At 64.6% G+C, this 15,891-nt stretch carries 19 protein-coding genes; all 19 read right to left on the bottom strand.

Annotated features, from left to right (window positions below; all coding sequences use genetic code 11):
* Nucleotides 1-10 precede the first annotated feature (10 nt).
* Nucleotides 11-952 carry a gp53-like domain-containing protein gene (locus ACKI2N_RS02610; protein WP_420996250.1) on the bottom strand — a complete coding sequence of 314 codons (942 nt, stop codon included), beginning with the start codon at nt 950-952 and terminating at the stop codon, nt 11-13.
* 2 nt (nt 953-954) lie between these two features.
* Nucleotides 955-1,524, bottom strand: coding sequence for a YmfQ family protein (locus tag ACKI2N_RS02605; RefSeq protein WP_420996249.1), 570 nt, complete (start codon nt 1,522-1,524; stop codon nt 955-957).
* Nucleotides 1,521-2,585, bottom strand: a complete 1,065-nt coding sequence (locus ACKI2N_RS02600; protein WP_420996248.1) for a baseplate J/gp47 family protein — start codon at nt 2,583-2,585, stop codon at nt 1,521-1,523. The genes ACKI2N_RS02605 and ACKI2N_RS02600 overlap by 4 nt, the downstream gene beginning before the upstream one ends.
* The gene (locus tag ACKI2N_RS02595; RefSeq protein WP_420996247.1) at nt 2,585-2,935 is read right to left on the bottom strand and encodes a phage GP46 family protein; all 351 of its coding nucleotides are present in this window, start codon (nt 2,933-2,935) and stop codon (nt 2,585-2,587) included. Before ACKI2N_RS02595 ends, ACKI2N_RS02600 begins: the two co-directional genes overlap by 1 nt.
* A 58-nt stretch (nt 2,936-2,993) precedes the next feature.
* Nucleotides 2,994-3,647 carry a phage baseplate assembly protein V gene (locus ACKI2N_RS02590; RefSeq protein WP_420996246.1) on the bottom strand — a complete coding sequence of 218 codons (654 nt, stop codon included), beginning with the start codon at nt 3,645-3,647 and terminating at the stop codon, nt 2,994-2,996.
* Nucleotides 3,637-4,722, bottom strand: a complete 1,086-nt coding sequence (locus ACKI2N_RS02585; RefSeq protein WP_420996245.1) for a phage baseplate assembly protein — start codon at nt 4,720-4,722, stop codon at nt 3,637-3,639. Before ACKI2N_RS02585 ends, ACKI2N_RS02590 begins: the two co-directional genes overlap by 11 nt.
* Nucleotides 4,723-4,744: 22 nt before the next feature.
* Complete coding sequence (locus ACKI2N_RS02580; RefSeq protein WP_420996244.1) at nt 4,745-6,067, bottom strand: DNA circularization protein; 1,323 nt, start codon at nt 6,065-6,067, stop codon at nt 4,745-4,747.
* Nucleotides 6,067-8,190: a phage tail tape measure protein gene (locus tag ACKI2N_RS02575; RefSeq protein WP_420996243.1), complete on the bottom strand. Its 2,124-nt coding sequence runs from the start codon at nt 8,188-8,190 to the stop codon at nt 6,067-6,069. The genes ACKI2N_RS02580 and ACKI2N_RS02575 overlap by 1 nt, the downstream gene beginning before the upstream one ends.
* A gap of 161 nt (nt 8,191-8,351) precedes the next feature.
* On the bottom strand, nt 8,352-8,732 hold the full coding sequence (locus ACKI2N_RS02570; protein ID WP_420996242.1) for a hypothetical protein: 381 nt from the start codon (nt 8,730-8,732) through the stop codon (nt 8,352-8,354).
* A complete protein-coding gene (locus ACKI2N_RS02565) occupies nt 8,729-9,103 on the bottom strand; it encodes a phage tail protein (protein WP_420996241.1) in 375 nt (124 codons plus the stop codon). Before ACKI2N_RS02565 ends, ACKI2N_RS02570 begins: the two co-directional genes overlap by 4 nt.
* Nucleotides 9,104-9,139: 36 nt before the next feature.
* Nucleotides 9,140-10,561, bottom strand: coding sequence for a phage tail sheath subtilisin-like domain-containing protein (locus tag ACKI2N_RS02560; protein WP_420996240.1), 1,422 nt, complete (start codon nt 10,559-10,561; stop codon nt 9,140-9,142).
* Nucleotides 10,558-10,758, bottom strand: coding sequence for a DUF2635 domain-containing protein (locus ACKI2N_RS02555; protein ID WP_420996239.1), 201 nt, complete (start codon nt 10,756-10,758; stop codon nt 10,558-10,560). Before ACKI2N_RS02555 ends, ACKI2N_RS02560 begins: the two co-directional genes overlap by 4 nt.
* A 3-nt stretch (nt 10,759-10,761) precedes the next feature.
* Nucleotides 10,762-11,418, bottom strand: coding sequence for a DUF1834 family protein (locus tag ACKI2N_RS02550; protein WP_420996238.1), 657 nt, complete (start codon nt 11,416-11,418; stop codon nt 10,762-10,764).
* Entirely contained in the window at nt 11,415-11,840 is a 426-nt protein-coding gene (locus tag ACKI2N_RS02545; protein WP_420996237.1) for a gp436 family protein, read from the bottom strand. The genes ACKI2N_RS02550 and ACKI2N_RS02545 overlap by 4 nt, the downstream gene beginning before the upstream one ends.
* A gap of 3 nt (nt 11,841-11,843) precedes the next feature.
* A complete protein-coding gene (locus ACKI2N_RS02540) occupies nt 11,844-12,275 on the bottom strand; it encodes a hypothetical protein (RefSeq protein ID WP_420996236.1) in 432 nt (143 codons plus the stop codon).
* Nucleotides 12,276-12,395: 120 nt separating this feature from the next.
* Nucleotides 12,396-13,463: a Mu-like prophage major head subunit gpT family protein gene (locus tag ACKI2N_RS02535; RefSeq protein WP_420996235.1), complete on the bottom strand. Its 1,068-nt coding sequence runs from the start codon at nt 13,461-13,463 to the stop codon at nt 12,396-12,398.
* Nucleotides 13,464-13,497: 34 nt separating this feature from the next.
* Nucleotides 13,498-13,908: a hypothetical protein gene (locus ACKI2N_RS02530; protein WP_420996234.1), complete on the bottom strand. Its 411-nt coding sequence runs from the start codon at nt 13,906-13,908 to the stop codon at nt 13,498-13,500.
* Between the two features lie 35 nt (nt 13,909-13,943).
* Nucleotides 13,944-15,080 carry a phage protease gene (locus tag ACKI2N_RS02525; protein ID WP_420996233.1) on the bottom strand — a complete coding sequence of 379 codons (1,137 nt, stop codon included), beginning with the start codon at nt 15,078-15,080 and terminating at the stop codon, nt 13,944-13,946.
* A gap of 206 nt (nt 15,081-15,286) precedes the next feature.
* Nucleotides 15,287-15,862, bottom strand: a complete 576-nt coding sequence (locus ACKI2N_RS02520; protein ID WP_420996232.1) for a phage virion morphogenesis protein — start codon at nt 15,860-15,862, stop codon at nt 15,287-15,289.
* Between the last annotated feature and the right edge of the window lie 29 nt (nt 15,863-15,891).

The following is a 15,891-nucleotide window of genomic DNA, read 5'->3' as shown; positions in this document are numbered from 1 at the left end:
TTCTTCCTTTTCAATACCCAATTGCAATCCAAGTGGAAGCTGCAGACGGTGCTGCGGTATAGGCATAGAAGCCACTCGTCGTAATCGGCCAGGTGGTCCAGACGTAGGAGGCAGCAGCGCCGTTCGAACCAATCGTGGCCGTAAAAACATTGTTGGGGAACGCGACGGGATACAACACTAGTACGCCGCCCGCCGTCGCTGTAACTTGGCCCCATTGAATAAGCAGCCCACTGGGCAGTTTTTGGTAGCCGCTCTGGCCAAGCGCAACACCAAACTGAGCGCTGGAGGCCAACACAGCTGTGCCCGTAATAAACCAAATGCCGCCGTTTCCCAAGGTGAACTCGGCGGACGTACCCGATGGCATAACAAAGCTTGTCGGGGTGCTTCCGGTCGGCAACCCGAGCTTGTCGGTCCCTTGGGGCACGATGGTCATGGCGCTCGACCCAAAGTTGGCGATGGTCACCGTCGCGCCCGTGGGGATCTGGCCCGCAGTCGAGTTGGGAACGCTATAGGAATTCAGCGTCGCTCCATACCCGTAGACCTTGCCACCCACGTGGGCAACGGTGCCGACCAGTGCGCCCTGAACGGGCGTTACTCCGGATAGCTGCTTGCCGAAGGTTCTGACGAACTCGGTTGTCGGCAGCCTTTTGCTCTTGTCGAATTGAGACGGTGTGGTACCGGTGGCTGCCCCAGTGAAGTCGGGAGAGTCCACAGGGGCCTTGTCGGCAAGCGCATCTTTGAGTAGCGTCTTGAGTTGGTCATCCTTTCCAGGGTCGAGCTCCCCGCCGAGTTCCTCCAAGAGGTTCTTCAGCTCCGCCTGGACATTCCTCGCTGCACTCTGGACAGCGTTGAGCCAGAGTGCCGTTACCAGCGTGCCGATTTCACCGGTCGCCGGATTGCCGTCGTGAAAGAGTCCGTCCTGCGTGCCGATGGGCGGCATCAGATCCTGCATCGTTATGCCTCCTGATAAGCAAAATAGACAAAGGTATGTGCCGGCTTGAGATCGTTGAACACCGTCTCGATGATCGCGTCTCCGAACGCAGTCAATGCCTCGCCCGCAGCGGACAAGCCTGCACGAAAGCTAAAAGCACGCACGTTGCCGGTCTTGACCACGACCCGCCATACCCAGATGATGTCTGCCGTCCAGAGCTGGTCCCCCGCACGGTTGATGCCGGCCCGGAACGGCTGCGGCTCGTTGATCTCGATGGTGTATCCCATACCGGCCGCCAGCCGTTTGAAGTACGGAATGGAGAGACCTCCGACCTCTGCCAGCTTGGCAATCACCATCTGTTGGCGCTGCTGATACGAAGCCCCGTTGGTCGGCGTGATGCCGCACACTCGCTCCCAATCGGGTAGCAGCTGCGCGGCAAAGAACGGCGTGATCCCGCCCTCTGCGAGCGACGTCGACGCCAGAGTGGCATCGAGCGCATTGCCTTCGGCTGCGAGTTCTTGCGCGAGCGGTGCGACGCTGGGCGCGTAGCTTTCCAGCGGGAGCAGCAGCGCCAGGAGTTGGGCGTGTTTCATGGCATGGGTACGACGTTCACGTCGCCGAGGCGCAACCATTCGACCTTGGTCGCGTCCACCACCGGCACCACGTTCGCGGCCGGCGCCGACACCTCGCGATCAACGACGCCGGCGAGGCCGGAAATAATTGTCTCGATGCGACTGCGGTAGGCCGTCTCGCCAGGCGCCAGTTGATCGAAGTACGCCGCCTCCGCAGCCGTGATCTGGCCGCGCGCAGCGGCGATGGTGATTCCATCCAGGCTCACCGCAGTGCTCAGATCGACGATGCGCTCCGTCGGCGCGAGGATGAGGCAGTTCTTCGCCGTCACCGGCCGCATGTCGTCGATATGCGCCTGGACCGCAGCAATCGTGTCCTGGGATGGCAGCGCACCCGCCGACGTGATAACCACGTCGACGGTGCCAAGACCACGGCGAAGCGGATACACATAGGCAGCGGAAACACCGGGAACCTCCATGGCCCAGCGACGATAGTCGTATCGATTGCCACCTGCAGGCGGCCGCCGGATGAGCTCCAGCAGGCGCGCGAGCAGCTCCGCATCCGTCTCCACGTCGACGCCGCCGACCATCGTCACCACGGTGACCTCGCTGGCGACGCCAAGCGGCGGTGCCATGAGGCTCCCCTTCGCACCTGGCTGCAGGTTGCCGGCAAGACCAGCCGTCTGCGCTTTGGCCGCAATGGTGGCTGCGCCATCAGCATCGAGCTGACCTGTCGCGGTTGTCACGTAGGATGCATCGCCGATCTTGACGACCAGGTCGCTCGGAATGGGGCTGTTCGGCACGCCGGTCAGCAGGATCGTGCCGCCGGCGGAGACCGCCGACTTGTACGACAGTCCTCGCACCTGGGCATGCAGCGCCAGGTATTCGCTATCGGCCGTGTCCGGGAATATCTGTTTGACCAGCCACGTCTGGTGCTCATAGAGCCCCTCGATTGCACTGGCTACCGAGCTTGCCCGCACAAAGTGATCGCTGTCGGGGCCGACATCAGCCTCCGGCAATAGCGACTTCAAATCGCGCAGCAGCGTGTCGCGGATGCTGGCAAAGGGTGGAACAACAAATGCCATCAGACCACCCGCACAGGATGTTGGAAGTGTTGCACGCGCCCGCCAGCGTCCACGACCTCAATGAGCAGCACAAGCCAGCCGCTTTGCGGGCGTGAGGTACTGACCGTGATGGACTTCGCACGGCCGTCATCGAGGATGGGCTGGAGCGCCTGCCCGGCGTATTGCTGGGCGAGCTTGGCGACGCGCGGCTTGTCCTTCTCGCGTTTGAGCTCGTGCAGCCGCGAGCCGAGCGTTTTATCCGCCCACCAGCTCCCCAGCGGCGTTTGCAACCGCAGGTAGATGGCATTGGCGAGGGTGTTGGTCCGGGTACCGGTGTAGCTACCGGTCTGCGGATCGAGAAGCGCGTCCATAGCCCGATTGTCGGGCTATGGTGGTAACGACAGGAGAGTGAACGACGTCAGTAGGTGCCTACGACGTTAGAGGCTCGTCGGTAACACCACCTGAATCTCCCGGGTGCCTATGGTGCTCCAGGCTGACGGCCCCTGCCTTCACATCCCCATCGGTCTGGAAGCTGCCATTCGTCTGCTCGACGTCGCCGTCGAACTTAGCCCCGTCGCCACCTTTAACGGTCATCCCCCCATTGCCATGGATCTGATCCTGCGCCGTCAGCTCCTTGCTGGCGGTCAGCATCGGCGTGTTGAAATCCGCTTTCTCCGAGGCGTTGACCTCCCAGGTCTTGCAGTTGACCCGGTAGACGTCGCACTCGGTTTCGATAAGCCGGCCGCGCTTGAGCACGATTTTCGCGCCCTCGTCGGTGTAGATGGCCACCTCGCCGGGCTTGAGCGCTTTGAGGCGGTATGACCCGTGCTCGGTGGCAATGACGATGCCGTGGCTCGTCTTGCCGCCGACCGGCAGAATCACCGCCATCGTACCGTTTGGCGGATTCGACGTATAGCCGTAGTGCTGGAACAGCTCGTTGTCCTGCAGCGTCTCGCCGGCAACGCCTTCGCCCTGGATGAACTGGACGGCACCGCCACTGTCCACCCGCGTTAGCACGCCACGAAAAGCGAGACGCACGCCCGTCATGGCCCGCCGGATACGCTTATCGACTTCACCCCACATCGACGATCTCCAGAATTTCGCCCTTGGCTGTACGACCCTTGGCCCGCTTCTTTGCGCGCTTGTGTGGATGGGCATCCAGCACCCAGACGCCGTCTTCCTTGAGCGTGAGCGTGGTGGTGGTGCCCTGTCCGCGACCGCGCGAGAATCGCCTCGCCATCAGGAAGAAGACCGCGTCGATCTCGTGCGGCTCGCTCAGGACGTGGATACGCTGCCCTGGCGTCCATAGCACGCCGTCACTGGTGCGGTGCCCCTTAACGCGCGCCGTGAGTGTTCGGCCCTTGAGGCGTGAATCGGAAATGATCTTGCGTGCGCGCGAGCGGGCCGTATCGCGGTTCGTCGCGTCATGGTCGGTCACTACCTTGGGCCGGTACAACTGCACCGCCTCGTCGCGCACGGTTGCGCGGATCGCGTTCTGCCCATTTTCGACTGCGGTGCCATGCGCCTGGCCGAGCACCGTAACCTCGGAGTATCGGTCCGCCATGGACCGCGTATGCGCCAGGCTGATCAGATTGTTCCCGCGACCGTCACGCTTCATCACCAGGCTCGCTACGGGCGGCTTGCTGTAGTCCGGCCCCCCGACTACCAGCGTACCGTCAGGCTCGAACCACGGCCACAATCCGTTAGCCTCGGCCGCGTGCATCACGGTGTCCCAGGCAGTGTCCCCAGGCTCGACGTTGATCTTGTCTACGGTGGATGCCCGATCTGCGTCGATACGGACCTTGGCAAGCCCTAGCGGCTTGACGACGCTGGCAACGATTTCGGCAAGGGTCGCCATCTTGGCGGTGAAGATCGGCGCCGAGCAGTCAACCAGGATAGCAGCACCGTCCCGCCCGCTCATGGAAAAGCTGTTGCTACCCTCGGAGACCTCGTGCGTGATCTCGTCGACGCGACCCGTCATGACCGTATCCCGGCCAATCCGGACTTCGACCTGGACACCCTCCTGCACCAAGGGCGGCAGCTTACCCTGGGGCAGGCCCAGCTCGACCTGCCAGGCATCGGCAGGAATCAGCAGGTCCGAATCGACGTCATAGCGGCTCCAGGTGCTATGCACTTTGCCGCCAATCAGCAGGTTCACGACGTCGTCGGCCGCAATCTCGTTACTTGGCATACGCGAAGAGGATGTCGCCCGCTTTCAGGTCATTGGGATTGCGCAACTGCGGATTCAGCCGGAGCAGCTCTGCGGCGCGGCTGAAGTCACCGTACCAGCGATGGGCGACCAGGTGCAGGTTGCCAGGCGACTCCACCACGCGCGTGCCTAACGGCGGCCGAGCATCGATCACGGCGATGGCCGTATCCTGGACGGCGGCCGCGATGTCGCGCAGCGCTTCAATCACTGGCCGCGCCTGGTCAACCGGATACAGGTCGCGTACCGCCTCGATGGCGTCCTGTAGGCTGTCGCGCACGTCGTTGGCGATTTGCTCAACCTGCTGCGGCGGCAGCGTAGGGGCGTCGGCTTCCGCTTCGAGCACCGTAGCCGCTGCCTCGGCCAATGTAGTGGCGGCAGCAATCTTGACGACCGTCGTAACAACTGCCACATGGATCGGATCGGCCGGGATCGGTTTAACGGCGGCGACTTGCCCACCGCCACCGCCACCGCCACCGCCACCACCACCGCCACCACCACCACCACCACCACCACCGGCATCGCTGCCGGAGGACGAGACGGTACCGCTCGCCACCTTCGCAGGGAGTTGTACAACGTAGTCGAGCTTCCCGACGAGTCCCTTCCAGTCGCCCATCATGACGCCGACATCGAACGAACGCAGATCGAACATCCCGGACATCATGCCGACCACATCGGCGGCGAATGCGCGCGGGAAATCGATCAGGTCAAGGGCCGTGCTGGTGAATTCCTTAACCTGCGCACGAATGGCACCGAGGGTGCCCGTCAGCACGTTGCGCAACGCGGTGACGGCGCCGAGCGCCCCCTTCACCGCCTTGATGCCGTCCAGGGCGCGGGCAAACAGGTCGATGCCTTTCATCTTGCCAATGTCGGCGAGCTGGCTTGCAGCCTGGGCCTTTTGTACCGGCAACTGCTGGACAAAGAACGGGTTGCCGGGCGTCGCCTCGACCATCTGGATCGACACCGTACATGCGTCCACCGAATCGGCCTCATGCTCGACGTCGTAGTCGGCCACCTGCGCTTTGATGCTACCGAAAACGGGATGGATGAGCTCACCATAGCCGCGCTCGTCCAGCGCCTTGATGAACGCCTGCAGCCGGGTCTCGTAGTCGCTCCCGAAGAAGATGGCCGAGATCGAAATATGGCGCCCCTTGCGGCCCATATCCTCCACGTCCTCGCCATCGAGATAGGGGTACGCATGCCGGGCCAGGTCGCGGGCTGCCGAGTCGCGAGTGCGCATGCAGTCAAAAGGAACCCCGCGGAACGAGGCATCGAGTAGGGTCTCTTCCCAAGCCATCAATTTCTCCGGCCGCTTTGCGCGTTGACCTGGTTGACTGCCTCGGCCACCTGGCGGCCATCGAGATTCACCGTCACTGGCACAGTGATGGGCTGCGGCTGCTTGGCGGTTTCTGCGCGGAACAGCGCGTCGCCCAGCATCTTGCCCAGGCCCTCACCGCCGAGGCTGCCAAGAATGCCGCCAGCGATGCCGCCGATTGCCGTGCCCACCAGCGGAACGGCGGAGCCGATGGCGGCGCCTGCAGCCGCACCAGCCAGTGCGCCGCCAACACCACCGGTAACACGGGTGTACTCGCTCTTGCGCTGCCCGTCCGTCAGCATTTTGTTCTGGCTGACGTTGTAAGCCTCGAAGCCGGCACCCAGCAGAGCCACCGGTGCGGCGAACCGCGCGAAGCGGCTGGCACCGGCAGCAGCGCCGGCAAGGCGGGCGGCGCCTCCGACCTGGCCGGCCAGTGCTCCCGCGCCTGCGGCACCGGCCCGGCCGGCCAGCAGGTTGGCGGCTCCCCCGGCCATAGCCGCCGCCGCCATGGCCTTGATCGCCACGGTGGCACCCATGACCGATGCCGTGAGCGAGGGGTACTGCGCCCCGTATTCGGCCAGCTTGCCGACCACGTCACCCACGGCACCGTTGAGCTTGCCGATGGAGTCGTACTCGCCTTTCTCTACCGCGTTCTGGCCTTGCTGAAATTTGAAGCCGGCCTGTTCCTTGATGAATGCCTGGTTCACAGTCAGGGCAGTCTCATCGCCCTGCAGGATGCCCTGCTTCATGTCCGTATAGGCTTTAGGGTTAAACAGCATGGGAAGCAAGCCGAGCATCGCCTGCCGGTCCTGAATGGTCTTGCCGACGCCACGCGCCATCAGGATGTCCGCCATGCCGCCATACATGGCGGACTTGTCCTTGTCGTCGCCGCTTTCCTTGGCGCGCTTCTGCATGGTGGCGAAGTCCTTGTCGGCTTCGGCCACCCGGCGCACCAGGCGAGTGAACGCCTCGACCGGGTCGACACCCTCCTTGCGCGCCTGAGCGAGCGTGCCGTACAGATCAATGCCGGGGTCGCCCTTGTTCTTGTCCCCCATGGTGCGCGAGGACAGCTTCTTGAAGTCGGCGGCCGTGTCTGCGGAGGTGATCTTCTGCAGCAGGTTGACGACGTTGTTACCGGCGTCGTCGCTGCCGCCGGCGGCCGTCACTGCGAGTTGGCTGGCCGCGAGAATGGACGCCAGGCCGTCCTGGCCGCGCAGGCCGGACAGGCCGCCCATGGCGAGCATCTTGGGCAACCAGCGGGCCATGTCCTTGAGCTCGAAGCCACCCATCTGGCCGGCACGCAGCGCCATGCCGAGCGCCTTCGGGATTTCCTCGACCGGGATCTTGGCGTTTTGCACAGCCGCCATGACCACGTCGGTCATCTCCTCCGAGCTGGAGCCGGCCGCCGTCGCGGCCTTGTTGATCGTCGGCAACAGCTTGCCTGCTTGCTCAGGCGAGAAAATGCCGCGTGCGATTAGCTTGTCCAGCGCAGCGGCCGTATCGTCGCGCGTGCCGCCTTCGCCGGTCGCTGCAGTGATGTATCCCTCAAGCTGCGATTTGCCGGCGCGCCGGCGTTCGAGCTGCTCGGCCTGGGACAGCTTACGGCCCGAGGCGTCCTCGGTGTCGGCGAAGGCCGTGTTGGTCATTTGCGCCAGGCGCATGTCGTAGCTGGCGACGCGGCGCATTGGCTGGGCCACCACATAGCCGGCGGCCATGGCACCGGCACCGGCCCCAACGAGTCCCCGCGCCGCCGTAGCGATGGCACGCTGGGCGGTATTCACACCGGCCATCTCGCGCCGCAGCTCGCTCACCTTTTGCCGCATGGCGTCGTAGGCACGCGATTGCTCGCGCGCCGACATCGTGCCCGCAGCGGCAAGCCGCCGATAGGCCGCCTCCGACTGCCGGATCTCGCGCTGGATAGCTTGCTCGGCCCGCACGCCAAGGATCTGGCGTGCATCGCTCATGCGCTTGCTTTCCCGGGTCACGCCGGAGACCGAACCTTCGGCGCCCTTGGCCTCCTTGGCGATTTCCGACATGCCACGCGCGACGACGCGCGAGCCTTCGTCGCGCGCCTTGAGCAGCATGGCGACTTCGAGATTGCTCATAGGCTAGGTGGGCTTCTTCTTACGGTTGCTGACGATGTGCCGGGTGTTTGCGTCGCTGTCCGGGCTGCCGGTCCTATTCCCCCGGCGCCCATGGCCTCGTCCCTTGCCACCTCCGTAAAGCTTGGAGAAGGCGGCAAGGTAGCCTTCCAGCTCCGGCGCGGTCAGTTGGCGGACGGTTGACTCGGCGACGCCGTGGCGGCCGAGGAGGAGGACGGCGAGGCGGTAGTCCGCGAGGCAGCGCTCGACGTCCTGCGCTTTTTTTTGAGCTCGTCCCGCTTCTCCGCCAACACGTCATAGTCATCGTCGACCATGGTGTTAAGCAGCGCCGTGGTGATCTCTTCCTTCGGAATGTCACCCAGGCGGGTAAGGCATCGCGCCAGCATGGCCACGTTCATGCGCAGTGAAGAGCCCGTGCCGACCTCCTCGATGGCAGCGACGTTGTCGTCGATGGTCGGCAGGCGCATTGCGAAGTCGTAGTGGAGGATGCCGCTCTGCGCCGGGAACTCCACGCCATATACCAGCTTTCCTTCCTGGATCATCATTCGGTCACCTTGCGCAGCGAGTTCATCTTGACGTCACGGCGCGCCTCGTTGTCGACGGTGTACTTGTCGCTCACCTCGGTGGTGAAGCAGTCGACGTAGCTCTCGCGCTGGCCGCCGGGGCTGTTCGGGTAGACCGTGAGCTTGGCGCCTTCGACTGCCAGCCAGTCCAGGTCTCCGGACAGCGGGATGACAACGGTCAGCGACAGCTCGTATTCCGAGATGCCCCTGGCGAAGCCCTTGGCCCGGCCCGTCTTGTTCATCGTCTTGACCAGCTTGCGGCCGGTCTTGATCGTAGCGCTGACGTCGACCACCTCGACCTCTTTGCCGTCGACCTCCAGCACAATCGCGCCGGCATATTCTTGCAGTGCCATATTGGCTCTCCTATTGGTTCGGTTATAGGCGCGCGGTTACAGCAGCAGGTCGATGCGGCCGGCGAAGACATGCAAGCCGTTCACGACATCGACGGGGATCTTGGCATTCAGACGATTCACGTCCTGGCTGTCGCGCTCCACCACGTGGCCGGCCTTGTTTTCGTCGACTGCCTCCAGGATCTCCAGCTCCTCCAGCTTGTAGGACACGTCCAGGAGTTCGGAGCGGACTTTCTCGGGAGTGCGCTCGGACAGCTTCTCCCGAGGAAAGCGCAGCGCGATCCGCTCGCGGTATGCCTTGCGCGCGTAGTCGAGCGTGCGGATCGTGGTCAGATCCAGTAGCGACACGTCCTCGATGCCCTGGGGGTCTTTGGTGTACGTGGTGATGGCCCGAACGATCTGGACCTTGTCACCGGGGCCAATCTCGAACGGAGACAGGCCGTTGTACAGGGCGTTTTCCTGCTCCGTGACGCTGGGGCGCTGGTCGATGGGGGTCACGTCCAGGCCGAGCAGCTCCAGCGTGTTGAGCGGACGGGCGGGATCTTCCTCACTGGCGATAACGGCGGCGTAGGCTGCAGCGATCTCGCAAGGCAGTTTGACCGAGCCACGGTGCCAACCGCAGGCAATACGACCGTTGTTCGCCTGGGCCGCCAGCGTGGTCCCCGACGACAGCGAGCCGGGCCAGCCCCACACGCCAATGGCACCGCGCTGCTCACGCGGGCCGGAGACGAACTCCAGGTGCGTGCGGATGGTCGTGAGGCTCGCCTGGTCGGCGAACGGGTTGACGACGATGTTGTGCCCGCCGTTGACCACCACCGCGAGGGCCGGCGCCAGATCGGGATCGACCTGGCCGCCCGTCATGGCAGCATCCGCAACGGTGACACCTGCGGCAGTGCTCTCTGCATGGAGTTTGATGCCGTTGCCGGCGGCGCCTTTGTGCCGGGCTTTGACCTTAACGGTTCCTGCGGCGGCGGTTGCCGTGATCGGCAGGTCCGCCTGCTTCGTCAGGGCAGCCGCGAGCGCGGTCGCGATGGTCGCCGCCGTGTCGGAGACGTCGACCGCGACGTCGGTGCGCGCGGTCCCCACATACAGGCTCACGACGCCCTGCGAGGTGGCAGGCCCGGTCACTATGATGTCGGCAGCGGCCGCCAGTCCTGCTTCGGCATCGTCGACGCCGATCACCGTCAGTTGAAGGTAGGGGTTGGCCGTGATCGCGGCACGCGCCATCAGATGCGCGTAGGAGCCACTGCCGAACAGCGTGGCGGCCTGCGAGTCGCTGAAGACGTCGGCCGACACCAGTGCCGGCTGGGTGCCGTTCGCCAGCCGCTGGGCGACGACCAGGACGCGCTGGGGATTACCAGGCAGCGTGCGTACCGCCAGCTTGGTGTTGAACTCGAAATATTTGCCCGGCTTGCGGATGCTGCTGGGGATCTGGTCAAAGCTGATGTTGGGGCTGCTCATTGCTTGCTCCCTTTGACGACCGCCGTTTTCTCCGTGGCGGTCTCGTTGACCTGGTCGACCTGGACCAGGTCGCCCTCGGCCAAGATCCGCAGGTAGTACGCACTGCGCGGCACGTCCTCTGCCTGCGCATCGGTGATATACCGGCGCGGGTTGTGTTCCTTCGGCACCCGGATGCCGGGCGCGGCTTTCACTTGCATGGCTTACTCCTCTGCAGAGCCAATGAGATCGGTGGCGTCCGCCTTGCCGTCGTTGGGCGCCAGGTAATAGTTCAGTCCGGTGCGCAGCCAGTCGGTATCCGGCTCGCCGAGGTGGCCCTGGTATTCCGCAAAGATCGCATCGGGGTGGTCAGGGCCATCCGGCGCAGGGAAGCGGGCGCGCGGCAGCGCCTCGTCAATCCAGGCGGTGTGAAACTCCAGCGCGTAGCAGGAGAAGGCTTCCTGGCTCAGGATCACATGACGCAGTGTGCGGACCTTGCCAGGTGCCAGCTCCCGAATGGGCAAATCGAGATCCTGCTGGGTCAGCAGGCGCCGTACCGCATAGATCAGTTGATTGGTGCCGACTTCGTGCTTGCCAGCCCCCCCATGCCTGGCTGCCTGCTCGTTGCGCAGACTGCGCGCGCCGATCATCACGGCGAAAAGCGCCTCGGCGCGCCACTTGTCGCGGGACGTCGAAGTCGGCTGAGTGTCACGGATACCACCGAAAGTGACCCAGGCGGCCGGGAAGCGGCGGACCACTTCGTCGGTCTCATCGTCCAGCTCGCCGCCGTAGGTCTCAACGGACTTAACCATCTTGCCGAGGCCGAGGCGCAACCTCGCCACAATGGCAAGCTCGACGGCGGTAACAATCGGGGCGCTCACAGAGCACCTCGCCCGCGTGCGAACGCCTTGCCACCACTGTTAAAGACGACCGGGTTATCCGCCTGGGGCACGGTGCCGGTGCTGGCGATGGGTCCGATGGACACGGCGCCGGAGGCGACCTTTTCCAGGAAGCGGATCGCGTTGCGATACCGCTCGTTGATGTCGTCGGTGGCACGGGTGCCGCTGCCGCACAGGCGATAGCGAGCGATGTCCTGGCAAAGGCCGGTCAGGAAACGGGGCACCTGCGCAAGCGGGACGGCATAGCGGCCGGCCAGGTAGCTGTCGATCTCGGCGCTGGCGTCGTCCAGGGCTGCCGCGAGCACGGCCTCGTCGACCTCGCCCACATTGGCCCGATCAGTCAGCTCGATGAGCTCGTCCTCACCGAACCGCGCCGCCATGTCGTCCCGCGTTGCGTAGGCCATGGCTTACTTTGCGCCCTTGACGGCGGGCTTGTTGGCCGCTTGCGCCACGCCGGCTTCACGTTCGACCACGGTGGCTTCGCGCGCGGCCAGGGTTACTTCTGCGGCCTCGACATCCTTCTCGCGCGCCGCGACCTGGTCTTCGCGCACCTTGAGGTCGTTGGCGCGGCCGTTCAGTTCGGTTGCCCATTCCCGCAGGCGCTCCTCCGCATCGTCCAGGGCGGCCGGCACATCACGCACGACATTGCCATCGTCGTCGATCACCACTTCCGTTTCAACGACGACCAGATTCGGGTCGCCCTTGAGCGCGGCCTGTTGTTGCGCAGAAAGCGTATCCAGCGGGAGATCTTTCGGCTCGGTGCCGAACTCGTGTCCTGCGCGGCGAAACCTGTCCTTGCGGCTAACGACGCGCAGAACTTTGACTTTCCTGGTGGCCATCCTGGCTCTCCATCAATGGGTTTAACACTGCCGAACCCCAAAACCTTGCCGCCGGAGGGTCCGGGTTGCCTTCCTCCGCGCTTACGGCGTTGCGCGGCAGTCTCGGCGGGAGTTATCCCGTCAGCTCAGCCAGGGCGTGTTGAGCAGCTTGGCCGTGTTCTGGTAGATGTTGGTGGCACCGCTGGCGTTCTTCTCCGCCTGCAGGATCTGCAGGCCGGCGCCTTCCAGCGACGGCGGCACGACCAGGAGCGAAGGCCGCACGCCCAGCGGCCGGCCGTTGTCGCCCTTCATGGACGACAGCGCAGCGCGCGCTTCGCCGTAGGACTCGGCCGTCAGCTCTTCCCGCGAGGCGTAGGCGAGTTGCCACAGGCCAAAACCCACGTTGGAACGCGCGTCGACGCCGTAGCGGAACTTCTTGCTGGTGAAGACCTGTTCATCGGTCTCCTGGTCCATGGCAACGAACTTGTAGTCCTTGCGCACCTGGTAGATCAGGGGCTTGACCATCTTCGAGGTGTCGAGCAGGTACCAGGCCGTGCCCGTGCCGCCCTGGAAGTTCGAGACCGAACCGGTCGTTCCGTCCTGCCGGAGCACCGGATGATCGGTGTCAAAGAAGTACTGGCCGTCGTAGCAAGGCGCACCGAAGCCGGAGGCGAGCAGCGCGAACACCAGCTCGTCGGGGTGCTGCTTCGCGTCCAGGCCCAGTTGGGAGATCATTGGCCCGTACACGTTGTAGACGTCGTCCTCGATCTCGTCGCGGTCGATGGTGACGGTGTTTTCCCACGGCTTGTTCTTGATGGTGAAGTCGTGCAGCATCAGGTTCTGCAGCACGCGGTCGCCGATCCATTCACGAAAGCGCGTGGTCTGGCCGAGCCATGGATAGACTTCCTTGGACGTCGTCGAGGGCACGCGCATGGCGACCTGGTCCCAGTCCGCCGGCGCGCCGGTAAAGGCGTTCTGGAAGAGCACCTTGAAGCCCTGGAAGAGCGCGCTCAGGTTGGCGCGGTTGACGACCAGGCCGGCGCCGAAGATGCCGAGCAGGCGCTCGTCGACCTGGTCCAGTTGCAGGCCCGACAGCGCGAGCTGGGCAGGCGTGGCCGGGGTGCCGGCAACGCCGGCAAGGCTCGCGACGAGGGCCACCACGGCCACCGCTGCGAGGGCAAAGAGCCCATGGATACGGGTCAGTTTCATCGGTATCTCCGAGTGTTAAGAAGTAGGTGGCCGGTTAGAACTCGACCCAGACGCCGGTCTCGTCGACGTCGCGGACCTTGCCCGCGATGGATCGCGTGTTGCCGCCGTTGGTCTTGGCGACGGTCTGGTCGTCGACCAGGTAGCAGTCCGTGTTGACGTCGGCCAGCGTGATCTGGTCGGCTGCGGCCGAGTTCGCCACGTGCCAGACGCCGCGGCGCACACGCACGCGAATGGCGCCCGCTGCGCCGCCGGTGTTGTCCGCAGTCGCCTGCGCGATGCCGACCGCCTTGAGCGTGGTGGCAGTGCCGCCCTTGGTGGCAGTTGCCGTGGCGGTGTCGATTGCGGCGATGGCGCCCGCGAAAATCTTGGTATTGGCGGCGACCGGGAATTCGAAGTCGATCCCGGCGCGGTTGGTGGTATTGCGGTCCGTCGTGAGCACAGTCATGCTCGTCTCCAGAGGTTGAGAAATGGGCCGCCGCGTTACGCTGCGGGCGTCTGCGCCTTGGCGTAGTCGGCGGCGCTGATGCCGAGCGACGCGCAGATGGCAAGGGTCATCTCGCCAGCGACTTCGGGATCCTGCTGCGTGGGCGTGACGCCTGCAGGGGCAGCGCCGCCGGTCTGCGTGCCGCGCAGGGCAGCAATCGGCTTGGCCTGGTCGACATACGACTTGAGAGCGGCGAAATTCGACTTACCGAGATCGCGCGCCCAGCCTTCCATGGTCGGATGCAGGCGGCCATCGGTCAGCGCAGCGGTAACCAGGCTGTCGATGGTCACCACTTCGGCCTGAACGTTGTGGGCCGCCACTTTCTCGGTGAGCGCGGCGATGTCGGCACGCAGGCCGTCGACCACAGCAATCGGTACGAACCGGGCCGGATCGACCTGGTTGGCCGAGAGTGCGGCGATCTGCTGGTCGCGCTGCGCGAGCAGCTCCGCCAGGTTGACCGAGGCCGCAGCCGTGCCTTGGCCCGGCGCCAGTTGGTCGATCAGCTTCTTGAGCTGCGCCTGAATGTCTTGCGTGGTCGCGCCGACCGGCATATTGAGCAGCCAGCGCAGCTGCTCGATCAGTTCATCCATCTGTTGCTCCTGTTGGGGTTCGACGGGCAACGCCCCCGTCGTGGCGGTCAAATCGGCCATCAGACGCGACGCGGCCGCGATGGACACGTCGTCCATGCCGTCGATGGCTGGGTTATTGGTCAGGGCGGCGTGCAGGAGTTGGCCGACGGCGCCGGTCTTGGGGTCGTAGCTGAAGACGGGGGAGATGTAGCGGTACTCCCGGGCGGCGATCATCGTGGCCGCGCGCTCGGTCCATTCCACATCGATGGCGAACAAGCCTTCGCCTTCGCGCCATTCCATCTTGCTGAACCACCCGGACGCCGGCGCGGGATGGCCGCTGGTGGCTGCCGTCAGTGTCTGGTGCTCGTAGTCAATGACATACGGCGTCTGCCTGGCGTTGGCCTGCTCGATCAGGGCCGCCGCAGTCGAAGCATCGATGTGCCAGGCGTCGCATTCCTTGGGGCGGCCGTCGCGCGAACGGAATGGACCGGCCGGCATCAGCTGCAGCTCGTTGGAGCCGGGCCGGATTTCGACGGAGAGGCGGGCGATGAAGAAGATCGGCATGTCGCCATGATGGCGACGACCGAATCATCCGCAGAGGTGGAAACGTGTCACCCGGCGGATTGGGCGCACTGGCGAGAGTCGCGCGGGGACGCGAATGGGGCTGTGACCGTTTTTAACAGCCCCTTAACAGGGGTGGAGGGGGATGGGTGGTGCCACCGTGGCTGCAATGGTCGAAAATCGCACCACGGCCCGGATTCCGGAAAGGACTATTTGAACAGCTCGGCGAGGTACTCGGACGCCGTTCGCTCGATATTGTCTTCGTCCGCCGGTGTGAGCGCAAGGAACGGCCGCGCGGGTATTTTCACCTTACGCTCGGCGCTCGTATATCGAACGGTCCGGGCACGCTTGTGGCCGTCCTTGGCGAAGACCGCCAGGTGCGCGGCCTTGCCATCCTTACCTTGTCGGACCAGGTTGCCGCGCGCATCGGTGCGCAGGCGCACCCAGCCAGAATGGGCGGCGCGAGTGATCTCGCCGCCAAACTGGTGAATCGCGGCATATTTCACATTGGTGCCGACTGCCGCAGAGTCACTCTCCACCTGGGAGACGATAGAAGCGGCCAGGCGTCCGCTGTTCTGCAAGATCTTGCCGCCGGCACGCCGTTTGAGGGTGCGGGGCGCCAGGCCCAGCCATTGCGGGCGCCCCTCCTGGGCGAAGTTCTCTTCGACGGCATCCGCCATGACCGCCGCCAGACGGCGCATGAGGGGACGCTTGCTGCGCCCGAGACTCTCCAGCCGTTCAATGGTGCGGTCCAGCTTGCTGGTGTCGACCTTGATGTCGATCATGCTCTATACTCTCTGTTAAGCCTCGGAAA

This window comes from Cupriavidus sp. 30B13 (genome assembly GCF_049059565.2).
In the GTDB taxonomy this organism is placed as follows: Bacteria; Pseudomonadota; Gammaproteobacteria; order Burkholderiales; family Burkholderiaceae; genus Cupriavidus.
This window is presented reverse-complemented; position numbering and strand designations above follow the sequence as displayed.